The organism is Bacillus sp. EB106-02-03-XG38, from assembly GCF_058792175.1.
Genome location: NZ_JBYTED010000001.1, coordinates 21,077 through 40,237 on the forward strand (window position 1 = coordinate 21,077; position 19,161 = coordinate 40,237).

The 19,161-nt window shown below is 34.9% G+C and carries 18 protein-coding genes, 1 pseudogene and 1 other annotated feature; of the genes and pseudogenes, 14 read left to right on the forward strand and 5 right to left on the reverse strand.

Annotated elements, in window-relative coordinates:
- Window positions 1-13: 13 nt before the first annotated feature.
- Window positions 14-292: a hypothetical protein gene (locus tag AC3WTI_RS00090; RefSeq protein WP_087955578.1), complete on the forward strand. Its 279-nt coding sequence runs from the start codon at window positions 14-16 to the stop codon at window positions 290-292.
- 19 nt (window positions 293-311) lie between these two features.
- Here the strand turns inward: AC3WTI_RS00090 and AC3WTI_RS00095 are convergent, their stop codons facing one another.
- Window positions 312-776 carry a YozF family protein gene (locus AC3WTI_RS00095; protein WP_087955579.1) on the reverse strand — a complete coding sequence of 155 codons (465 nt, stop codon included), beginning with the start codon at window positions 774-776 and terminating at the stop codon, window positions 312-314.
- An 82-nt stretch (window positions 777-858) separates the two neighbouring features.
- Between AC3WTI_RS00095 and AC3WTI_RS00100 the strand changes: the two are divergent.
- The 3 genes and pseudogenes from AC3WTI_RS00100 to AC3WTI_RS00110 all read left to right on the forward strand — a co-directional run.
- A pseudogene (locus tag AC3WTI_RS00100) lies at window positions 859-995 on the forward strand (carbon starvation CstA family protein); the annotation flags it as partial.
- Window positions 996-1,083: 88 nt separating this feature from the next.
- Window positions 1,084-1,896 (forward strand): polyphosphate kinase 2 family protein, encoded by an 813-nt coding sequence (locus AC3WTI_RS00105; RefSeq protein ID WP_087955580.1) that lies wholly within the window; start codon window positions 1,084-1,086, stop codon window positions 1,894-1,896.
- Window positions 1,897-2,083: 187 nt separating this feature from the next.
- The gene (locus tag AC3WTI_RS00110) at window positions 2,084-3,352 is read left to right on the forward strand and encodes an MFS transporter (RefSeq protein WP_097842093.1); all 1,269 of its coding nucleotides are present in this window, start codon (window positions 2,084-2,086) and stop codon (window positions 3,350-3,352) included.
- Window positions 3,353-3,436: 84 nt separating this feature from the next.
- On the opposite strand, the gene AC3WTI_RS00115 is transcribed toward AC3WTI_RS00110, so the two are convergent.
- The gene (locus AC3WTI_RS00115; protein ID WP_000555766.1) at window positions 3,437-4,420 is read right to left on the reverse strand and encodes a ketoacyl-ACP synthase III; all 984 of its coding nucleotides are present in this window, start codon (window positions 4,418-4,420) and stop codon (window positions 3,437-3,439) included.
- Window positions 4,421-4,600: 180 nt separating this feature from the next.
- Between AC3WTI_RS00115 and AC3WTI_RS00120 the strand changes: the two genes are divergently transcribed.
- Together AC3WTI_RS00120 and hflX are read left to right on the forward strand one after the other, a co-directional pair.
- Window positions 4,601-5,149: a cobalamin biosynthesis protein CbiN gene (locus AC3WTI_RS00120; RefSeq protein ID WP_142286563.1), complete on the forward strand. Its 549-nt coding sequence runs from the start codon at window positions 4,601-4,603 to the stop codon at window positions 5,147-5,149.
- Window positions 5,150-5,632: 483 nt separating this feature from the next.
- Window positions 5,633-6,892, forward strand: coding sequence for a GTPase HflX (hflX, locus tag AC3WTI_RS00125; protein ID WP_087955586.1), 1,260 nt, complete (start codon window positions 5,633-5,635; stop codon window positions 6,890-6,892).
- Window positions 6,893-6,933: 41 nt separating this feature from the next.
- On the opposite strand, the gene AC3WTI_RS00130 is transcribed toward hflX, so the two are convergent.
- Window positions 6,934-8,574, reverse strand: coding sequence for a peptide ABC transporter substrate-binding protein (locus AC3WTI_RS00130; RefSeq protein ID WP_087955588.1), 1,641 nt, complete (start codon window positions 8,572-8,574; stop codon window positions 6,934-6,936).
- Window positions 8,575-8,796: 222 nt separating this feature from the next.
- On the opposite strand from AC3WTI_RS00130, the gene AC3WTI_RS00135 reads away from it, so the two are divergent.
- From AC3WTI_RS00135 to AC3WTI_RS00150, 4 genes are all read left to right on the forward strand, one after another.
- Window positions 8,797-10,008 carry an MFS transporter gene (locus AC3WTI_RS00135; RefSeq protein WP_001149401.1) on the forward strand — a complete coding sequence of 404 codons (1,212 nt, stop codon included), beginning with the start codon at window positions 8,797-8,799 and terminating at the stop codon, window positions 10,006-10,008.
- A gap of 10 nt (window positions 10,009-10,018) precedes the next feature.
- Window positions 10,019-10,936, forward strand: coding sequence for a cysteine synthase A (gene cysK, locus AC3WTI_RS00140; RefSeq protein WP_087955590.1), 918 nt, complete (start codon window positions 10,019-10,021; stop codon window positions 10,934-10,936).
- Window positions 10,937-11,013: 77 nt separating this feature from the next.
- Window positions 11,014-11,526, forward strand: a complete 513-nt coding sequence (locus AC3WTI_RS00145) for a GNAT family N-acetyltransferase (protein ID WP_087955592.1) — start codon at window positions 11,014-11,016, stop codon at window positions 11,524-11,526.
- A 93-nt stretch (window positions 11,527-11,619) separates the two neighbouring features.
- A complete protein-coding gene (locus tag AC3WTI_RS00150) occupies window positions 11,620-12,444 on the forward strand; it encodes a DUF4037 domain-containing protein (protein WP_087955594.1) in 825 nt (274 codons plus the stop codon).
- Window positions 12,445-12,482: 38 nt separating this feature from the next.
- On the opposite strand, the gene AC3WTI_RS00155 is transcribed toward AC3WTI_RS00150, so the two are convergent.
- Window positions 12,483-14,117 carry a putative polysaccharide biosynthesis protein gene (locus tag AC3WTI_RS00155; RefSeq protein ID WP_087955596.1) on the reverse strand — a complete coding sequence of 545 codons (1,635 nt, stop codon included), beginning with the start codon at window positions 14,115-14,117 and terminating at the stop codon, window positions 12,483-12,485.
- 220 nt (window positions 14,118-14,337) lie between these two features.
- Window positions 14,338-14,560 (forward strand) — a binding site (T-box leader).
- Window positions 14,561-14,861: 301 nt separating this feature from the next.
- On the opposite strand from AC3WTI_RS00155, the gene AC3WTI_RS00160 reads away from it, so the two are divergent.
- Window positions 14,862-16,199: a sodium-dependent transporter gene (locus AC3WTI_RS00160; protein ID WP_087955598.1), complete on the forward strand. Its 1,338-nt coding sequence runs from the start codon at window positions 14,862-14,864 to the stop codon at window positions 16,197-16,199.
- 40 nt (window positions 16,200-16,239) lie between these two features.
- Here AC3WTI_RS00160 and AC3WTI_RS00165 read toward each other — a convergent pair whose 3' ends face one another.
- Entirely contained in the window at window positions 16,240-16,944 is a 705-nt protein-coding gene (locus tag AC3WTI_RS00165) for a polysaccharide deacetylase family protein (RefSeq protein WP_087955600.1), read from the reverse strand.
- 326 nt (window positions 16,945-17,270) lie between these two features.
- Here AC3WTI_RS00165 and AC3WTI_RS00170 point away from each other — a divergent pair, with 326 nt between their 5' ends.
- From AC3WTI_RS00170 to AC3WTI_RS00180, 3 genes are all read left to right on the forward strand, one after another.
- On the forward strand, window positions 17,271-17,534 hold the full coding sequence (locus AC3WTI_RS00170; RefSeq protein WP_071721825.1) for a CD3324 family protein: 264 nt from the start codon (window positions 17,271-17,273) through the stop codon (window positions 17,532-17,534).
- A gap of 157 nt (window positions 17,535-17,691) precedes the next feature.
- Entirely contained in the window at window positions 17,692-18,378 is a 687-nt protein-coding gene (locus AC3WTI_RS00175; protein WP_087955602.1) for a DUF421 domain-containing protein, read from the forward strand.
- A gap of 110 nt (window positions 18,379-18,488) precedes the next feature.
- A complete protein-coding gene (locus tag AC3WTI_RS00180) occupies window positions 18,489-19,130 on the forward strand; it encodes a FusB/FusC family EF-G-binding protein (protein WP_087955604.1) in 642 nt (213 codons plus the stop codon).
- The last annotated feature ends 31 nt before the right edge of the window (window positions 19,131-19,161 follow it).

A 19,161-nucleotide genomic window follows, 5' to 3' on the forward strand; every position in this document is an offset into this window, starting at 1 on the left:
GGGGATATGGTATATGAATATAGAAAACCTACATGATTTACTAGTACATGAGTTGGGATGTAAATACATTTTGGGAGAAAAGGTATTTGAAGCAAAACATTTCACAGTCTATATCGCTACCCATAGAGAAAATAGGCTAGCATATAACAAACTCGTATTAATAAAGCATCTTTATAATGAAAAGCCCTCCGTACATATTTGGCATATGAAAATTAGTATGAAAGCAACAGAACTGGAAATTACAAAAGAAGTGGCAGAAGCAATTCAATCTGGTTTTGTAAAAAAAGAGTAAGCCCTAATCAAATTAGGGCTTACTCTTCATTAAATACAAATGTTTGTTTCATTTTTTTACTTTCATTTACTGGATGGCCGTTGTAAGAGAAGTTCTTTTCTTCCCAAGTTATGACGACTTTGAAATTATGGCTGTTAAAGTCTAATGGGAATACGATGTAATCAAAGCTTGTATCACTTTTTGAAACGTTGTTATTTAAAGCGGTAGAATGAAAAGTAGCTTTAGAGGTAGGAGTGTTATCAAGTATTTCCACAGCTACGTTTGATACATCATTACCGATGTTTTTTACGAGTAAACTATATGTATCGTATACACCTTGTTTTGGCTGCACTGCTTGCTTGTTTGCATTATGAAAATTATCAATTTTGATATACCACTGTTTAGACTTTGATGCAATTGGTAGTGATTGAAATGTGTATGCACTAGCTTGTATTGGTAGTGCTAAACAGATTAGTGCAAAGAGAGAAAATATTTTTCGTTTCATTTTTAGAGAGCTCCCATTCTGTAACAGATTTATTTATTATTATCTTCTCTTTATGTGAGTATATACCATATAATGTAAGGGGATGTTTATGGCACTAATGAATGTAATTTACATTTTAAATGCAAAAATTTGTTTTAATATTCCGTTGAACACATCTTATATTATAGGTGCAGTATTATGGTGATATTAACTGCTGTATTCTTTATGAAAGCTGTGTAGAGATTTTTCTATACAGTTTTTTCTAATGAGAATTTTTTTCAATAATATGTTGAAATAACATTGTCATACAACAAGGAGGATTTGTTTTATGGAACATGGATATCTTGCTAAAGTAGATGTAACGAAAAGAATTGAATCGAAATCTAAGTACAATAAGAAACTTGAAAAATATCAAAGGCGCTTATTAGCGTTGCAGCAAATAGTAAAAGAAGAAAAAATCGCAGTGATGCTTGTTATGGAAGGCTGGGATGCGGCTGGAAAAGGTGGAGCGATTAAGCGAGTGACAGAACACCTTGATCCACGTGGGTTCCAAGTAAATCCAATTGGAGCACCAGCACCTCATGAAAAACGGTACCATTACTTGCAACGTTTCTGGTGGAAATTACCTCAGTACGGGCAAATTACTATTTTTGATCGCTCATGGTACGGTCGTGTGTTAGTTGAGCGTGTTGAAGGTTTTGCTACAAAGGAAGAGTGGACGAGAGCATATGATGAGATTAATGATTTTGAAAAACTATTAACAGATGATCATTATATAGTCGGAAAGTTCTTCTATCATATTAGTAAAGATGAACAATTAAAGAGGTTTAAAGATAGAGAGAACAACCCTTTGAAAAAATGGAAAATTACAGACGAAGATTGGCGCAACCGTGAAAAATGGGATGAGTATGTTGAAGCAATGGAAGACATGTTTGAAAAAACAAATAAGCCAAATGCGAAATGGCAAATTATCGCGAGTAACGATAAATTATATGCTCGATTGAAAACGTTGAAAGTGATTATTTCATTAATTGAGGATTATCTCTTAGAACATAATATAGAATTACCTTCGTATTATTATGAAATAAAAGAGGGAAAGACAGAGGGTTTTGTAACTAATGAAGATGCAGTTGTAAAATAGTACAGAGTTTACATATGAAATATAAAGTAGAGTTACCCTGTAAGTTTGGGAACCCCTCGGTAATGGGAAAACATAAACCGTGGGGTTCTTTACATGTATAAATAAATTTTAGTATTTTAAATTTGGGGATTTTGTTGTTCTATAGTACATTAACAAGAGGTATTAGTTTTATAGAAAGGGTGAGAAAATGATAGATACAGCAGATGCTTCAATAAGTAATCATATATATACAGAAGAAGAACAACAAAAATTATACAAAAGAACATTACTAATCGTAAGTATTTCACAAATGTTCGGCGGAGCAGGGCTAGCTGCTGGGATTACAGTAGGTGCACTTCTTGCGCAGCAAATGCTTGGGACAGATGCATTTGCAGGATTACCGGCAGCTATGTTTACAATGGGATCTGCGGTAGCAGCTTTCTTTGTTGGGAAGTTATCGCAAAAACATGGTCGCCGCATAGGGCTTGCAGGAGGTTTTATAGTAGGTGGACTAGGGGCTATTGGAGTTGTAGTGGCAGCTTTAACAAATAGTATTATTCTTTTACTAGTTTCTTTACTTATATATGGCGCGGGCACAGCTACGAATTTACAAGCGCGTTATGCTGGAACAGATTTAGCGAATAAGAAGCAAAGAGCAACTGCTATTAGTATTACTATGGTAATGACGACTTTTGGTGCAGTCGCAGGTCCGAATTTAGTAGGAGTAATGGGAAGGTTTGCTCATTCAATTGGAATTCCTGAACTTGCTGGTCCATTCATATTATCAGCAGCTGCATTTATACTGGCAGGTCTTGTCCTTTTTGTTATGCTTCGTCCAGATCCGTTACTTATTGCAAATATAATAGAAACATATAAACAAGAACATACATATAAAGGGCAAGCAGTAACAGAAGAAGCGACAGAAAACAAACGAGGTATTACTGTTGGAGCCATCGTAATGATACTTACACAAGTCGTGATGGTTGCAATTATGACGATGACACCCGTTCATATGGGACACCACGGTCATGAATTAAGTGAAGTAGGGCTTGTGATTGGTTTTCATGTTGGTGCAATGTATCTTCCATCTCTCGTTACGGGAATGCTAATTGATAAAATTGGAAGAACTACGATGAGTATAGCTGGTGGAGTAATTTTACTGGCAGCAGGTGTCATAGCTGCGTTAGCGCCGAGCGACTCTTTAATACTATTAATCGTTGCTTTGTCTTTACTTGGATTAGGATGGAACCTCGGTTTAATAAGTGGTACTGCTCAAATTGTTGATGCAACTATACCTTCCACACGTGCAAAAACACAAGGGAAAATAGATGTATTTATTGCGCTAGCTGGAGCTTCAGGCGGAGCCATGTCAGGTATGGTAGTAGCGAATTCAAGTTATGCGGCATTGTCATTAGCTGGAGGAGTTTTAGCTTTCATGCTTATTCCAATTGTGATATGGGCTCGGACAGGTAAATAAAATTAAGATAAAAGAAGCTGCGTTCAAAGGGAGGTAACCAATCTTTGAATGCAGCTTTTTTGTAGTTAGTTGTATAAAAAAATGTTAGTTTAAATCCCACTCCACAATAAGGCCTAAATGCGTAAGACCACCGCCAAATCCGTATAGTAAAAGTGTGTCTCCGTTATTTAATTTTTCTTTTTTTCTTGCTAAATCTAGAGCGAGTGGAATAGAGACGGAAGATGTATTCCCCATATATTCCACGCTCGTTAATGTTTTTTGTGTTGGAATTTGAGATTTTTCACAAATAGATTCAATCATTCTTAAATTAGCACTATGAGGAATAAACCAGTCTATATCATTTATTTTCATATTTGCGGTATGTAATAGTTCTTTTATGCCTGCTGGTACTATGCGAGTTGCCCATTTATATACTTCTCTCCCATTTTGAACGATTTTTTCATTTGTTTGCAGTGGTGTACCATTCATAGTAGTAGATAAGTTTGTTCGGTATAGATGAATGCCACCGTGCCCATTTGTTCCCATATGAGCAGCAATAAAGCTCGGTTTGTTTTCATCTCTTTCTAATAAAATAGCTCCAGCACCATCGCCAAATAAAATACAAGTCGTTCTATCGCTGTAATCAGTAACTTTAGATAATGTCTCTGTTGCTACGACAAGTACTTTTTCGTGTGATCCAGAAGTTATTAAGCTATTACCGACGTGCAGGCCATATGTGAAACCAGCGCAAGTTGCATTTAAATCAAATGCTATTGTATGAGGTATGTTGAAGTGTTGTTGTATTTGACACGCGACACTCGGAAAAATATAGTCAGCGGTTGTTGTAGCGACGATGATACAGTCTATATCTTCTAAGTTCTTTTTAAAAGTTGTACATAAATTTTCAATTGCTTTAATGGCTAAGTGTGAGGAGTATTCGTCTTCGCTCGCGATTCGTCTTTCCTTCATTCCTGTTCTTTGTACAATCCATTCATCATTCGTATCAATCATTTTCTCTAAATCGTTATTAGATAATATTTGATTTGGAACATAAGTACCAATTGCAGTAATACGGGATTTAGAATGCATAGGAGCATCTCCTAACTTATTTTTATAATCTGATACTAATATCAGACTATAAAAATGTCAATAAAGTTTTTTGTTTATTAAAATCAATATATTTTAATGAAACGAAAAAGGATTTGAGGAGTGATGTCCAAATAATATACGGAAAGCTTCTAAAATTGATAGTAAAGGGGTTTGAGATTCTTGAAAAGAATCGCATATGTATTGTCTTTAGTTTTAATTTGTAGCTTTACTTATTTTATTTTTCCAGAGAAGTCTTACGCTTGTGAGTGTATGAAAGCATCACCGGAAGAGAGGTTACAAAAAACAGATGTAGTGTTTGAAGGTAAGGTATTAGAAGTTCAAAAGAAGGACGGGAAAATGGAAATATTATTTGAAGTGAAGAGAATTTGGAAAGGGACAAGCTCTTCGCAAATTATTATATATACAAGTTTTAGTAGCTGTACATTTCCTTTTGGGGAGGAAGGAGAGTATTTAGTCTTTGCTTTTAATAGAGGAGAAGGAAAGTTAGAGACATCTATGTGCAGTGGAACGAAGAGATTAGATGAGGCAGGGGCGGACAAAGTGGCTTTAAGTCAAATTGCAAAAGAATCTGTTCCGACGAAGAAAGTCAATTTAAAAAATGACATGGTGAGCGGTTTCAGTTGGTGGCAAGTTGTTACCCTTTCTATAGGTCTGTTATTGATAGTAGCTCTTGCGATTATTATTGTAAGAAGAACGCGCAAAAAATGACGATTAAAGTAAATATATAAGGATTTTCTTTCTGTTTCTATAGGTGGTTTAATCTTGTGAAAGCCAATTACTTATGCTACACTTTATGTAACTTAAAATGAACGGAGGGGCTTCCTTTGATCTTAATCAGATTACGTCTCAATACTTTGTGCCAATAATTGAATAGCGCTCAAAGGCTCTGTCTGTGTGCAGAGTGAACGGGATTGGTCTGCCTATTTTAAAGGAACCCTTTACTAAGCTTATATGTGAAAAAGAGGGAGGGACGAATACGCCCTCTTTTTGTTTTGCCTTTATAAATAGAATGGGATCGTATAGGTGAACACTTATTGTGGATACGTATATGATCTTGGGACTTTTTGACTATGAGATAGGATGAAAGTATAACTTTCTTCTATTTCTTTGGTGAACCCTTATCCGTTTACGAAAACACAGGCAGTAACCTGTGTTTTTTATTTTACGTAATCGAAATGGAGGAATAAATATATGGAAGAATTATTACAAAGAGCAGTTTTAGTTGGAGTAAATTTAGGTAATGAAGATGACTTTGCGTATTCGATGGAAGAGTTAACAAATCTTGCAGAAGCTTGTGATGTAGAGGTAATTGGGCAAGTGACGCAAAATTTACAACGAGTAAATCCGTCCCATTATATCGGAAAAGGAAAGATTGAAGAAGTAGCAGCCTATGTAAATGAAGTAGATGCGAATATGGTAATCTTTAATGACGAATTATCGCCTTCTCAAATTCGAAATTTAGAAGCGGATTTAGATTGCAAAGTAATTGACCGTACTATATTAATTTTAGATATTTTTGCGCAACGTGCGAAAACGAAAGAAGCGCAGTTGCAAGTTGAGGTAGCGCATCTTCAGTATATGATGCCTCGTTTAATCGGGCTTCGTGAATCGTTAGGAAGACAGAGCGGCGGAGTTGGTACGAAAAATAAAGGTGTCGGTGAGAAGAAATTAGAGTTAGATCGTCGTAAAATTGAAGAACAGATTTCAGTTTTAAATAAAGACCTAGAAGCACTTGTTGCCCAGCGTCAAACGCAACGAAAGCAGCGTAAGAAAAATGAAGTACCAGTTGTAGCGTTAGTAGGCTATACGAACGCCGGAAAATCAACGACGATGAATGCGATGCTGGAAATTTATAATGGTACAGAAGAGAAACAAGTATTTGAAAAAGATATGTTATTCGCGACGTTAGAAACATCTGTACGAAATATTGATCTGCCAGATAACAAATCATTTTTATTAACAGATACAGTTGGATTTGTAAGCAAATTACCGCATCACCTTGTGAAAGCGTTCCGTTCAACGTTAGAAGAAGTAGCGGAAGCGGACTTACTTATTCACGTTGTAGATTACGCAAATCCAAATTATGAACAGTTAATTGATATTACAAATGAAACGTTAAAGAAAATTGGAGTAGAAAATATTCCAACCATTTATGCTTATAATAAATCAGATATGGTAGATGTTGAAATTCCGAAAGTACAAGAAGAACGAGTTTATTTATCAGCGAAGAAACATATTGGAATAGAAGAGCTTGTCGAAATGATTCGCGCACACATCTATAAAGAGTATACGAAGTGCGAAATGTTAATTCCGTATGATCAAGGACAGGTAGTTTCTTATTTCAATAATCATGCGCACGTTTTATCTACGAGTTATGAAAACGAAGGTACGAAACTAGAAGTAGAATGTAAGACGAGTGATTACGAAAAGTATAAGCGTTTTGCGATATAATAAAAAAGGCGATCCTAATATATGTTAGGATCGCCTTTTTCTTATTCTGTAATAGAGGCCCATTTATAAGAATAAATTCCTGCGAATGGACGAATAACAACACCTTTGACTGTTGGTCGTTCTAAATATACAAGTCCTGATTGGAAGATTGGAGCGATAGCTGCATCATCTTCGAGTAAGATTTTCTCTGCATCTTGGAACGCTTTCCAACGTGCTGGTAAATCAGTTGCTAAAGTAGAGCTTGTTTTCTCAATTAATTCGTCGTATTTTTTGTTTGAATAACTCATCTTATTAAACGGTCCGTCAGTGACAAACATATTTAAGAATGTTGTAGGATCAGGATAATCCGGTCCCCATGTAGAAAGTGAGATGTCATAGTCACCATTTCCTTCACGGTCTAAAAATGCTTTTACTGGAAGGGGCTGTAATGTAATTTTTAATCCTGGTAAATTTTTCTCCAGTTCACCTTTTAAAAATTCACTAATCTTCTTATCGTTAGATTCATCAGTTGTTATGATTGAAAGAGAAGCGTTTTGTAAATTTGTTTCTTTTTTCGCAGTTTCCCATAGTGTTTTAGCTTCTTTCACATTTGTTTCTACTTTTACACTACTCGTACTGCGAAAATCTCTATTATCAGGTCCTTTTACAAATCCTTTCGGAACGAATGCATTCGCAGGTATAGAACCATTATTTAAAATTGTTGTTGCGATTCCTTGTTTATCAAAAGCAAGCGAAATAGCTTTTCGAGCGTTTTTGTTTGCTAATAAAGGATTCTTTTGGCTAAATCGGAAAAATGTCATAGAAGGACGTTCCATCTTTTTTAAGCTCGGATCTTTTTGATATTTATCAACAAACTCTGAATTAATCGTAATTCGGTCTACTTGTTTGCTTTCAAATAAATTAACGGCTGTGGAAGTATCTTTTACAATATTTACATTAATTTCATTTAACTTTACATTTTTATTATCCCAGTAGTTCGGATTTTTTGTCATTTTATAACTTGTATCATGTTTCCATTCACTTAATTGGAACGGCCCGTTATAAACCACATTTGCAGCTTCAAGTCCGTAATTTTTTCCTTGCGCTTCTACAACCTTTTGGTTTTGAGGATAAAATGTTGCAAATCCCATTAAACCTAAAAAGTATGGAACAGGGTGTTCTAACTGTACTTCTAACGTTTTATCGTCAATTGCTTTTACACCAAATGAGTCAATTGGTAATTCTTTTTTATTTATTTTTTCAGCGTTTTTAATATCGAACATAATATGTGCGTATTCAGAAGCAGTTTCTGGATTTACGGCCCGTTTCCATGCATATTCAAAATCATGGGCAGTCACTGGATCACCATTTGACCATTTTGAATCGTGCAATGTAAACGTATATGTTTTTCCGTCTTCGCTCAGTTTGTAGGATTCAGCTGCTGCAGGAACGGGTTTATTGTCAGGACCAGGCATATATAATCCTTCCATTACGTTGTTTAATGCAGCGTAAGAAAACCCATCGGTTGCGATAGACGAATCAAGTGTAGAAATTTCCCCAGCTTCTACAATATTTAATACTTGTTTTGAAGATTCTTTTTTCTTTTCCCCGGTAGTTGTTGCCTCTTGTTTTTGACCACATGCTGTTAAAAACATAGATAATGTGATTGAGAGTGCAACGATTCCTTTAGTTTTTTTCTTCATAGTTGTCATCCTTCCCTTTATCTCTGTCCTAGTATAAAAGAAAATATAGAAAATTTCTATAAATAAATCCGATAAAACGTATAGAAAAAATATATTATGTAAGAAGTGATATTTCTGGAAAAAGAAATGAAATCAGTATAGAATAGAAATGTTTCAAAAATCAGAATTTATTACACCTACTGTAATAAATATATATTTTGTACAGGAAGGAGAGATTCATATATGCAGGCAGTTTCGAAAAAAAATACAATGGAAACACCGACGATATATCGAATACTATTTGCGATTAGCTTCGGTCATTTTTTAAATGACTCGATGCAAGCAGTTGTGCCGGCATTGTTTCCTATTTTGGAAAAAACGATGAATTTATCCTATATGCAAGTAGGATGGATTGCGTTTGCATTAAATATGACGTCATCGATTATGCAGCCGGTCTTTGGTATGTATTCGGATAAGAAGCCGTCACCATTTCTATTACCGCTCGGTATGTTTTCGAGTATGCTTGGGATGATTGGACTGGCGTTTGCACCGAACTTTATTATTGTTATTATTTCTGTTTTATTTATCGGATTAGGTTCAGCAGTCTTTCATCCAGAAGGTGCCCGAGTTGCTTATATGGCGGCAGGGGCAAAAAGAGGTTTAGCGCAAGCGATTTATCAAGTGGGAGGAAATACAGGGAATTCGCTAGCTCCTATTTTTACAGCGTTAATTTTCGTTCCGCTCGGCCAAATTGGCTCTTTAGGTTTTACCGCATTTGCAGCGGTAGGAATTGTATTATTAATTTTCGTATCAAATTGGTATAGGAATGAATTAGCTACTGGTGCTGTAAGAAGAAAAAAGAGGGCTGCGCTTGAAGCGGAAAATGCCATAGTAAGTACACATATTAAATTTGTTATTATACTTCTTGTTTTTCTTACTTTTGTACGTTCTTGGTACGGTGCTGGTATCGGGAATTTTTATCAATTTTATTTGATTGAACATTACGGTTTATCTATAAAAAATGCCCAGTATTTTGTATTCGCATTTATGATTGCCGGTGTATTAGGAACTTTCTTTGGTGGACCGTTAGCAGATCGATTTGGAAAGAAAACAATTATTGTATTTTCAATGCTAGGTTCAGCCCCACTTGCTCTTTTATTACCTCACGTTTCGCTCGTGTGGGTCGTACCGCTATTTTTATGTATCGGTTTTATTAGTTCAAGTAGTTTTAGTGTAATTGTTGTTTATGCGCAAGAGCTTGTTCCTGGAAAAGTAGGAATGGTATCTGGATTAATTGTAGGGCTTGCGTTTGGACTCGGCGCTTTAGGTTCTGTAGTCCTTGGGAAATTGGCTGACATATATAGTCTACAATTCATTATGTTACTATGTAGTTGTCTACCATTAATTGGACTTACTTCGTGGTTATTACCAAGTGATAAGAAAACGATAGAATAGGGGATGCACTATGAAATTATGTGAAAATGTTACAGAATTAATAGGAGATACACCTGTCGTCCGATTATCTAAATTTATTCCAGAAGACGCCGCAGATGTGTATGTGAAACTAGAAATGTTTAATCCGTCACGCAGTGTGAAAGACCGTGCTGCCTATAATTTACTGCACGTTGCAGAAGAGAATGGTCTTATCAAACCAGGAGATACAATTATTGAGCCAACAAGTGGTAATACAGGAATAGGTTTAGCAATGAATGCAGCTGCGAAAGGATATAAAGCGATTTTAATTATGCCAGACAATATGTCAAAAGAGCGTATAAATTTATTGAAAGCATACGGCGCAGAAGTAGTTTTAACACCGGCAGAACAAAGAATGCCAGGAGCAATTGCGAAGGCGTTAGAACTGCAAAAGCAAATGCCAAATAGTTTTATTCCGCAACAATTTGAAAATCCAGCTAACCCAAATATTCATCGTTATACGACGGCCCTTGAAATTTATGAACAAATGGATGGTGAGCTTGATGCATTTGTAGCAACAGCTGGAACTGGTGGGACGATTACAGGGACTGGGGAAACGTTAAAAGAGAAACTACCAAACTTATATATTGCAGTAGTAGAACCGAAAGGATCCCCCGTTTTATCAGGTGGTGTTCCAGGTCCTCATAAATTAGTAGGAACAAGTCCAGGATTTATCCCGAAAAACTTAAATACAGAAGTGTATAACGAAATTATTCAAATTGCAGACGAAGAGGCTTTAACGACAATGAGAAACTTAGCAAGACAAGAGGGGTTATTAGTTGGACCATCTTCTGGAGCTTCTGTTTACGCAGCGATTATGATAGCAAAACGATTAGGCGCTGGTAAAAAGGTTTTATGTATTGCACCTGATACAGGTGAGCGTTATTTGAGTATGGGATTATTTGAATAAAAATGATAGAAACCCCTTAATGGTGAAATGGCGCTATTAAGGGGTTTGTTATAGGTTATTAAGAGAGGAGAAACGCAATGAAACTATTAAAACCGACAAATGAATATAGCGAACAAATTATGGAGTATCGAGAGGCATTTTTACATGCAGATGAACAACCACATGGTAGTAGTTCTTTACAAAATTTTGATTCACTTGATGAATGGTTTGAAAAAGTGAGTAAACAGGAACTGGGAGAAAACTTACAAGGTAATCGAGTACCTTCTAGTCAATTTTTAAGTGTTGAACAAGGGGAACTTATAGGTTTTGTGAATATTAGAAAACGATTAAACCAAGAATTATTGCGGGAAAGTGGTCATATTGGATACAGTATCCATCCGAATAAACGTCGCCAAGGTTACGCGACAAAACAATTGAAACTCGCATTAGATGAAGCACAAAAGTTAGGGTTGCAGAAAGTGTTAATAACTTGCGATAAAGCTAATATTGCTTCGGCTAAAACGATTCAAAAGGTTGGCGGAGTGTTAGAAAATGAAGTGGTTTCTTCTCACACTGGGGAAATTATTCAGCGTTATTGGGTAGAAATATGATTTAGTGGAGCATTGAAAAGGGAATGCAGTGCATAATATCGAAATAGATAAATGAGAAGGTAATTGTGTACTGCAATTATAGGGGGAAATGAAGTGGGATTAAAAGAGAAAGCAATAGAAATGTCGGAGATTTATAGGAGAAATCCGAAGGTCGAAGCTATTATTTTAGCAGGCTCAGTAGCTAGAAAGTTAGAAGATGAACATTCAGATATAGAATTACATATTTTATGGTCAATGCCACCAGAGGATGAGGATCGTAAAGGGCCTATTAACTATATTGGTGGAACAATTTTGTCATATCATCCTTACGAGGAAGAAGAATGGTCGGAAACATATTTGACAAAAGAGGGAATTAAATTAGAAATTAGTAACTTTTTAACAGAAACAGTAGAGAAAGTGATTTCGGATGTGGTGGATCAATGTGATATAAATTATGAAAAACAATGTATCGTATCATCCGTTCGTGATGGTGTTAGTTTGTATGGCGAAGAGAAAGTACATGAATTAAAAGATAGGGTGGTATCATATCCAGAAGATTTAGCGGAACAGATGATTTCAGAAAATCTTTGGTTAAGCAATCGTTGGCATAATCGAGAGGCGCTTTTAAAACGAAAAGACTGGCTCATGCTATATGATGTTATTTGTGAAGTGCAAAGAAATATATTTGGGGTCTTATTTGGTCTAAACCGAATGTATGTGCATCACCCTGCATTTAAATGGATGCCGAATAATGTGGAACGAATGAGTATTAAGCCTGATAACTTATATGAGCGTATGGCGAATATGTTAATAGGGAAACCGGAGTATAGTGTACAGGAGTTAGAAGTGTTAATTAAAGAGCTATTCCATTTAGTAGAACAACATGCTCCAGAATTACATATTGCTGAACAACAAAAACATATTCAATATGCGAAGTGAAAAAGAAGGGATGTAACAATGGGTTACATCCCTTCTTTTTATTTAATTAATTTACCTAGTACGGGTAATCGTTGAATCTTATCACCGAGAATATGTGAAGCAAGTCCGCTCGTTAGGACGAATAAGAGGTAAACAATCCCTCCTATAGTGCCGCATATAATAACAATGAGAAGTGATTCCATATAAGATTGTCCAGGAATTAACCATTTTAAAATTGCTTTTAATGCTATTACAACAGCAGACATTGCTGCGGAGTAAATTGTAATAAGAAGTACTGTTTTCGCTGTTTCACCAATTTTAAATTTCGCAAACTTAACGATGCAGTACAACATAATAACATTGGAAACCATGTATCCAAGAATTGTTCCGAGTACAGCACCGTGCCCGCCAAATAAATGTAAGAGCGGTGTATTTACTAAAACTTTAACGAGAATCCCGACTGAAAAAGCAATCATCGTTTTTCTTTGATAATCAATTCCTTGTAAAATAGCTGCTGAAACTGTGAAAATTGCACTTAATATAGCAGAAGGTGCAAATGAAATTAAATATTGTGATCCACCAAGTGCAATTTCATGATTTACATAAACCATACGGAATGCATCATAAGCGATACTAGCAAGACCGAATGCAGCTGGGATAGTGAAGAATAATAAGACTTGAAATATCTTTGCAATTTGTTCTTGTAATTCTTCTAATTTCCCGCTTGTATAAGATTTCGTTATAGCCGGAATAATCGTTAATGAGAATCCAGTTGCAAGTGAAGCTGGAATCATAATTAACTTTTGGGCATAGTTCGTTATATAAGCGAACACTGCATTTGCTGTTTCTAACGGCTCTCCCATCGCTCTAAGGACATCAGCTACAGTATATTGATCTACTAACGTGTAGAGCGGAATTGCAATACCGACAAATACAATTGGGATTGCATATCGAAGTAATTCCATATAAATATTTTTTAATGGGATATTCGATGCTCTTGACCTTAATTCTCCTTCAGGAGGCTTTAATCTATTATATTTTTTCCAGTACAACATTAATATCGAAACGCTGGCAAGTGCCCCGATAACAGCACCAAACGTGGCAACCGCAACAGAAGAGGCAACTGAACCCCCTAATAGTTTTGAGACAATAAAGCTACCAACTAAAATGAAAAGAACGCGCGCAATTTGTTCTACGACTTGAGAAACAGCACTTGGTTTCATATGTTGAAAACCTTGGAAATAACCGCGTGTAACACTCATAGCTGGTACGATAATAAGTGCGAAACTTAATGCTCGCATCGTAAGTGTTACGTCAGCGATAAATTGTGGATCTGGCGTTTTTGAGCGAATAATAAATTGTGATATGTATGGTGCTCCAATAAATAAAATTAAAAAACCTAAAAAGCCCATAAACAACATTAATTTTACGCTAGAGTTGTATAATTTTTTGCTTGTACTATAATCACCAAGCGCATTATGTTTTGCAACAAATTTGGAAACGGCAATCGGAATGCCCGCAGTTGAAAAGCTTAATAAAATACCGTACCAAGAGTATGCATATCCATATAAAGCGACCCCTTGTGTTCCGACTAATAGTTGAAAGGGGAAGAAATATATAAAACCTAATATACGCGAAATCATTGTCGCACCGCTTAATAAAGCAGTTCCTTTTAAAACTTTTGAAGTAGACAAAATTCTTTCCTCCTACTCGTGCTGTCTTACGTTTATCGTATATTACTATAAACCTGTTAGAGTAGTTAATATAGTATGGAACATAAATATTCTAATATTATTCACTTAAAAGTCATATTTTACATTTTCAAATAGAATGTAATACGTAAAAATTCAAAATATAAGTTGACACTATTTTTAATGTGTGATAAAAATGATAGTAATCAATTCGGAAAATAATATTTGGGCAATGAAAGGGTATAGTAGTGAATATCTCCCTATTACAGAGAGCTGATGGTTGGTGTGAATCAGTATATAGATTATTCATGAAGTTCGTCCTGGAGCATCTTTCATAAATCTCATATTTTGAGGAAATGAAAGACGGTAGTTTATACCGTTATCAAATAAAGTGGTGAAGATTGTTTCACAACTAGGGTGGTACCGCGATATTTATCGTCCCTACGTATTTACGTAGGGACGTTTTTTATTTAGGTCTTACTTTGTTGTGGCTTCATAACTAGGGTGGTACCGCGATATTTTATCGTCCCTACGTATTTGCGTAGGGACGTTTTTTATTTCGGTTCTAACTTTGTTGTATCTTCATAACTAGGGTGGTACCGCGATATTTTTGTCGTCCCTACGTATTTACGTAGGGGCGTTTTTTTATTAGTAGGGAGGAAGTGAACGTATTAGAAGAGAGTGTGGATAGAACAATATAAATACCGGATTGTAAAACAGAAAAAGATAAAGAGAGGAGATTAACAGATGAATTCACAGCAATGGACATCAAAATTAGGTTTCGTATTAGCTGCAGCAGGTTCAGCGATTGGTCTAGGGGCAATTTGGAAGTTCCCATACATGGCCGGAATTGGAGGGGGTGGCGCGTTCTTCCTTATTTTCATCGGTTTCACATTATTAATTGGTTTACCGCTATTATTAGCTGAATTCGTTATCGGAAGAAGTACACAAAAAGAGGCCGTTGATGCGTATAGAGAAATCGCACCAAAAACATTATGGCCGTGGTTAGGGAAATTAGGGATTGTAACATGTTTCATATTACTTTCTTTCTACAGTGTTGTAGGAGGATGGATTTTATTATACTTATGGAATGCAATTACAGGTAGACTATGGGAAGGAAATGGGGCATATGAAGCTACGTTTGGTGAAATCATTTCCAATCCGTATTTAGCAGTTGGCTCGCAGCTATTATTCATCCTTATTACTATTTTCATCGTAAGTAAAGGTGTACAAAATGGTGTTGAAAAAGTAAATAAATATTTCATGCCAGCATTATTCGTTTTATTCTTTGTTTTAATCGTTCGTGCACTTACGTTAGATGGTGCTGGAGAAGGAGTTCGTTTCTTCTTACAACCTGACTTCTCAAACGTAACATCAGAAATCATTTTATATGCAATGGGACAATCGTTCTTCTCATTATCTGTCGGGGTAGCCGTTATGGTAACGTATAGTTCTTACTTACCGAAAGAAGAAAGTTTACCGCGTTCAGCATTTTCTATCGTTGCTTTAACATTAGTGATTACATTACTTGCAGGACTTGCAATTTTCCCAGTTGTGTTCGCATTTGGAATGGAACCATCTCAAGGACCTGGACTATTATTTATCGTACTGCCAGCTATTTTCAGTAAAATGGCATTCGGAAAATTATTCTTCATCGTTTTCTTATTACTATTCTTCTTTGCTACTATTACATCAGCAATTTCGATGTTAGAAATTAGCGTTGCATCTTTAACTGCAAAAGGTAAAGGGAAACGTGAAAAAATGGCTTTAATCGTAGGGTTATTAATCTTCGTTGTTGGAGTACCATCAGCGTTATCATTCGGTTTATTAAGTGATCTGAAAATTTTCGGAAAGACAGTCTTTGATTTAGCGGATTATGCAGTTAGTAACGTACTAATGCCACTTGGTGTTTTATTAGTTTCTATCTTCGTTCCGTTAAAAATGAAGAAAGATGTATTAATGAAAGAGCTTGGTGTAAGTAAAAATAAGGGCTATAAACTGTTCGTGTTATGGTTGTTCTTACTTCGTTTTATCGCACCAATTGCGATTATTATCGTATTCTTAAATGTACTTGGCATTATTTAATAAAGAAAGGTAGCGTATCATTTTATGATACGCTACCTTTTTATTTTGCTCTTTTTTGCAGTTCGTTTACTGTTACAAACTGATAGCCCTTTTGAGATAAAGAGTCTAAAATACCTTCGATGGTCTGTAAATTTTCATTAGACTTATCATACATAGGGTGCAGTAAAATGATAGAACCTGGTTTTACATTTTTATTAACATATTCAATTTTATCAGCAGCAGACTTATAAAAAGTATCAGGTTCAAGGTCCCATGTAATTGTTTCGATATTGTTTTTATTTAAATAATAGGGCAGACCAATTAGCTTTTTTCCGTTTGGTGGTCTAAAGTCAATTGCGTCTGTAAATCCAGTTTGGCGGATTAATGCATTCGTTTTTTCTATTTCTTCTTTAATATAAGAAGGTGTTTTTAAAACCATTCTGTTATGAGAATATGTATGGTTTCCAACTTGGTGTCCAGATTGTACAATAGCTTCTCCTAACGATAGGTTTTTTTCTAATTCATTTCCAATTAAAAAGAAAGTAGCTTTTGCATTGTATGTATCTAGTAGCGGTAATATTTGTTTTACATTGTTCGTAGGACCATCATCAAAAGTTAAAGCAACCACTTTTTCATTTGTTTCTACTCGGTTTGTTAAATCACCAAACAATTGAAAACTTCTTGCATTCATTAATTTATATGTTCCAAATAATGCTACAGTAATAATGAATAATGTAACGATTGTAATGACTATTTTCTTTTTCATAAAGCAACCTCACTATATTTTTGGATTAGACTAAAAAGTATTATATCAAATTAAGTAATTTCATGCTTTAAAAAGGATGTGGATGCAAGGGGAAGGAATTTATCATATAATAAAATGCAAAAGGTATATTAGGAGGTGTTTAAATGGCGATTACAATTCAATTGCCGGACACTGCAGTGTCTCATGCAAAGCCAAGTATGGAAATGGCGATACTTTGCGTGAGGTAGACAAGTAATATACAATCGCCTAAATGAGCTCGTATCATTTTTTATATTTGGCTTTGCACCTTATTGAAATGAACCATAAAAAATAAGGGGCGAGCAGAAATGAAATACGTTAAAGCTGCGACGGTTTTACCAGAAAGTTTAATTACTGAGATTCAAAAGTATATACAAGGTGAAACAATTTACATTCCAAAACAAGAAACGAAACATTATAAATGGGGTACACGATCTGGAGGAAGAAAACATTTAGATGAAAGAAACAAAGCGATTAAAGAAGCATTTAAAAGCGGAATTTCCATTCATCAACTTGCAGAGGAGCATTTTCTTTCTGGCGAAACGATTAAAAAGATCGTGTATTCTAAATGAAAATAAAAGGGTCTAGTTCAAATATTATTTTGAGCTAGACTCTTTTTTTGCTTTGTATTTATTGGATATGAATGGGCAAGATAATAGCAATATTGTGCCGTTTTTTTATTAAATAGTATACATAGTATTTGAGTGGAAAGTAGAAAGGTGAACATATATGAATCATATTGGACAAATAACGATAGAGCTTTTAGTTGGCTTTTTTGTTCTATTAATTGCTACAAAAATACTAGGGAAAACACAAATATCTCAGCTAACCCCCTTTGATTTTATTTCTGCTATCGTCCTTGGTGAGCTCGTTGGAAATTCAATATATGATCCTAAAATTAAAGTGTGGTCTATTTTATATTCAGTATTTGTATGGGTAATTTTAATTTATTCAATAGAAGTGATAACACAAAAAATAAGAGGAACAAGAAGGTTTTTTGAAGGGTATCCTTCAATTATTATTCGTAATGGAAAGATTGACCGAGAACAATTAAGTTCAAATCATTTGGATATTAATCAACTACAACAAATGCTTAGGCAACAAAAAGACATATTTTCAATCAGAGAAGTTGAATATATGATTTTGGAACCTAATGGGAACATAAGTGTTCTGAAAAAGAGTAAATACGAATCTCCCACTATAAATGATTTAAGTTTAAAGCATAAGCCTGTATATTTACCAATTTCATTAATTAGTGATGGAAAAGTAGTGAAAGATAATTTGAGAGAAGCTGGCTTTGATGAAGGATGGCTGTATAAACAAATAAAGCAAAAAGGGATTACTAAATTTGAAGATGTATTATATGCAGAATGGAAAACAGACGATGGTTTCTTTTGTCAGGAAATGACTCGGTAGAACGTAGCCAGGGTATGTAATATTCGTTTCCAAGTTATCTTTTACATATCAAAAAGCTGAATCATTGTATACAATAAGACTAGATCAACAATTTGTATGGAGTGATAAAGATGGAATCTTTTATTAGAAGTGATCAATATAATTTTATAAAATCACAAGCTTATATTTTAGCAAATGGGCACGCAACGGCAAATGATAGAGGTGTCATTCAAGCATTAAAATCATTAGCGATTGAAAAAATAATACATGTATTTGAGAATTTAACGGATGAACAGAAAGAGCTAATTGATAACGTATTAACAGTTCAAAATAGAGAAGATGCAGAATCATTTTTAACGAAAATAAATCCGTATGTCATTCCGTTTCAGGAAGTTACAGCGCAAACATTAAAAAAATTATTTCCTAAAGCGAAAAAGTTGAAACTTCCTGATATGGAAGAACTGAACATGAAAGAATTATCTTATTTAAGCTGGATTGATAAAGGGTCAAGCAGGAAATTTATTATAGCGAAAAATGATAAAAATAAGTTTGTTGGTCTGCAAGGAACGTTCCAAAGTTTAAATAAAAAAAGCATTTGTTCATTATGTCATGGGCATGAAGAAGTAGGAATGTTTTTAGTTGAAATTAAAGGTGATGTACAAGGAACTTTCGTTAAAAAGGGAAACTATATTTGCAAAGATGGTATAGCTTGTAATCAGAATATGAAATCACTTGATAAATTGAACGATTTTATTGAACGATTGAAGAAATAAAGAAAAAACCTCTAGTATTTAAACTGGAGGT

What these genes read in the sequence shown, in the direction of transcription:
- AC3WTI_RS00090 (WP_087955578.1), top strand. Translation starts at nt 14, where the DNA reads ATGAATATAGAAAACCTACATGATTTACTAGTACATGAGTTGGGATGT.
- AC3WTI_RS00095 (WP_087955579.1), bottom strand. Translation starts at nt 776, where the DNA reads ATGAAACGAAAAATATTTTCTCTCTTTGCACTAATCTGTTTAGCACTA.
- AC3WTI_RS00105 (WP_087955580.1), top strand. Translation starts at nt 1,084, where the DNA reads ATGGAACATGGATATCTTGCTAAAGTAGATGTAACGAAAAGAATTGAA.
- AC3WTI_RS00110 (WP_097842093.1), top strand. Translation starts at nt 2,084, where the DNA reads ATGATAGATACAGCAGATGCTTCAATAAGTAATCATATATATACAGAA.
- AC3WTI_RS00115 (WP_000555766.1), bottom strand. Translation starts at nt 4,420, where the DNA reads ATGCATTCTAAATCCCGTATTACTGCAATTGGTACTTATGTTCCAAAT.
- hflX (WP_087955586.1), top strand. Translation starts at nt 5,633, where the DNA reads ATGGAAGAATTATTACAAAGAGCAGTTTTAGTTGGAGTAAATTTAGGT.
- AC3WTI_RS00130 (WP_087955588.1), bottom strand. Translation starts at nt 8,574, where the DNA reads ATGAAGAAAAAAACTAAAGGAATCGTTGCACTCTCAATCACATTATCT.
- AC3WTI_RS00135 (WP_001149401.1), top strand. Translation starts at nt 8,797, where the DNA reads ATGCAGGCAGTTTCGAAAAAAAATACAATGGAAACACCGACGATATAT.
- cysK (WP_087955590.1), top strand. Translation starts at nt 10,019, where the DNA reads ATGAAATTATGTGAAAATGTTACAGAATTAATAGGAGATACACCTGTC.
- AC3WTI_RS00145 (WP_087955592.1), top strand. Translation starts at nt 11,014, where the DNA reads ATGAAACTATTAAAACCGACAAATGAATATAGCGAACAAATTATGGAG.
- AC3WTI_RS00160 (WP_087955598.1), top strand. Translation starts at nt 14,862, where the DNA reads ATGAATTCACAGCAATGGACATCAAAATTAGGTTTCGTATTAGCTGCA.
- AC3WTI_RS00165 (WP_087955600.1), bottom strand. Translation starts at nt 16,944, where the DNA reads ATGAAAAAGAAAATAGTCATTACAATCGTTACATTATTCATTATTACT.
- AC3WTI_RS00170 (WP_071721825.1), top strand. Translation starts at nt 17,271, where the DNA reads ATGAAATACGTTAAAGCTGCGACGGTTTTACCAGAAAGTTTAATTACT.
- AC3WTI_RS00175 (WP_087955602.1), top strand. Translation starts at nt 17,692, where the DNA reads ATGAATCATATTGGACAAATAACGATAGAGCTTTTAGTTGGCTTTTTT.
- AC3WTI_RS00180 (WP_087955604.1), top strand. Translation starts at nt 18,489, where the DNA reads ATGGAATCTTTTATTAGAAGTGATCAATATAATTTTATAAAATCACAA.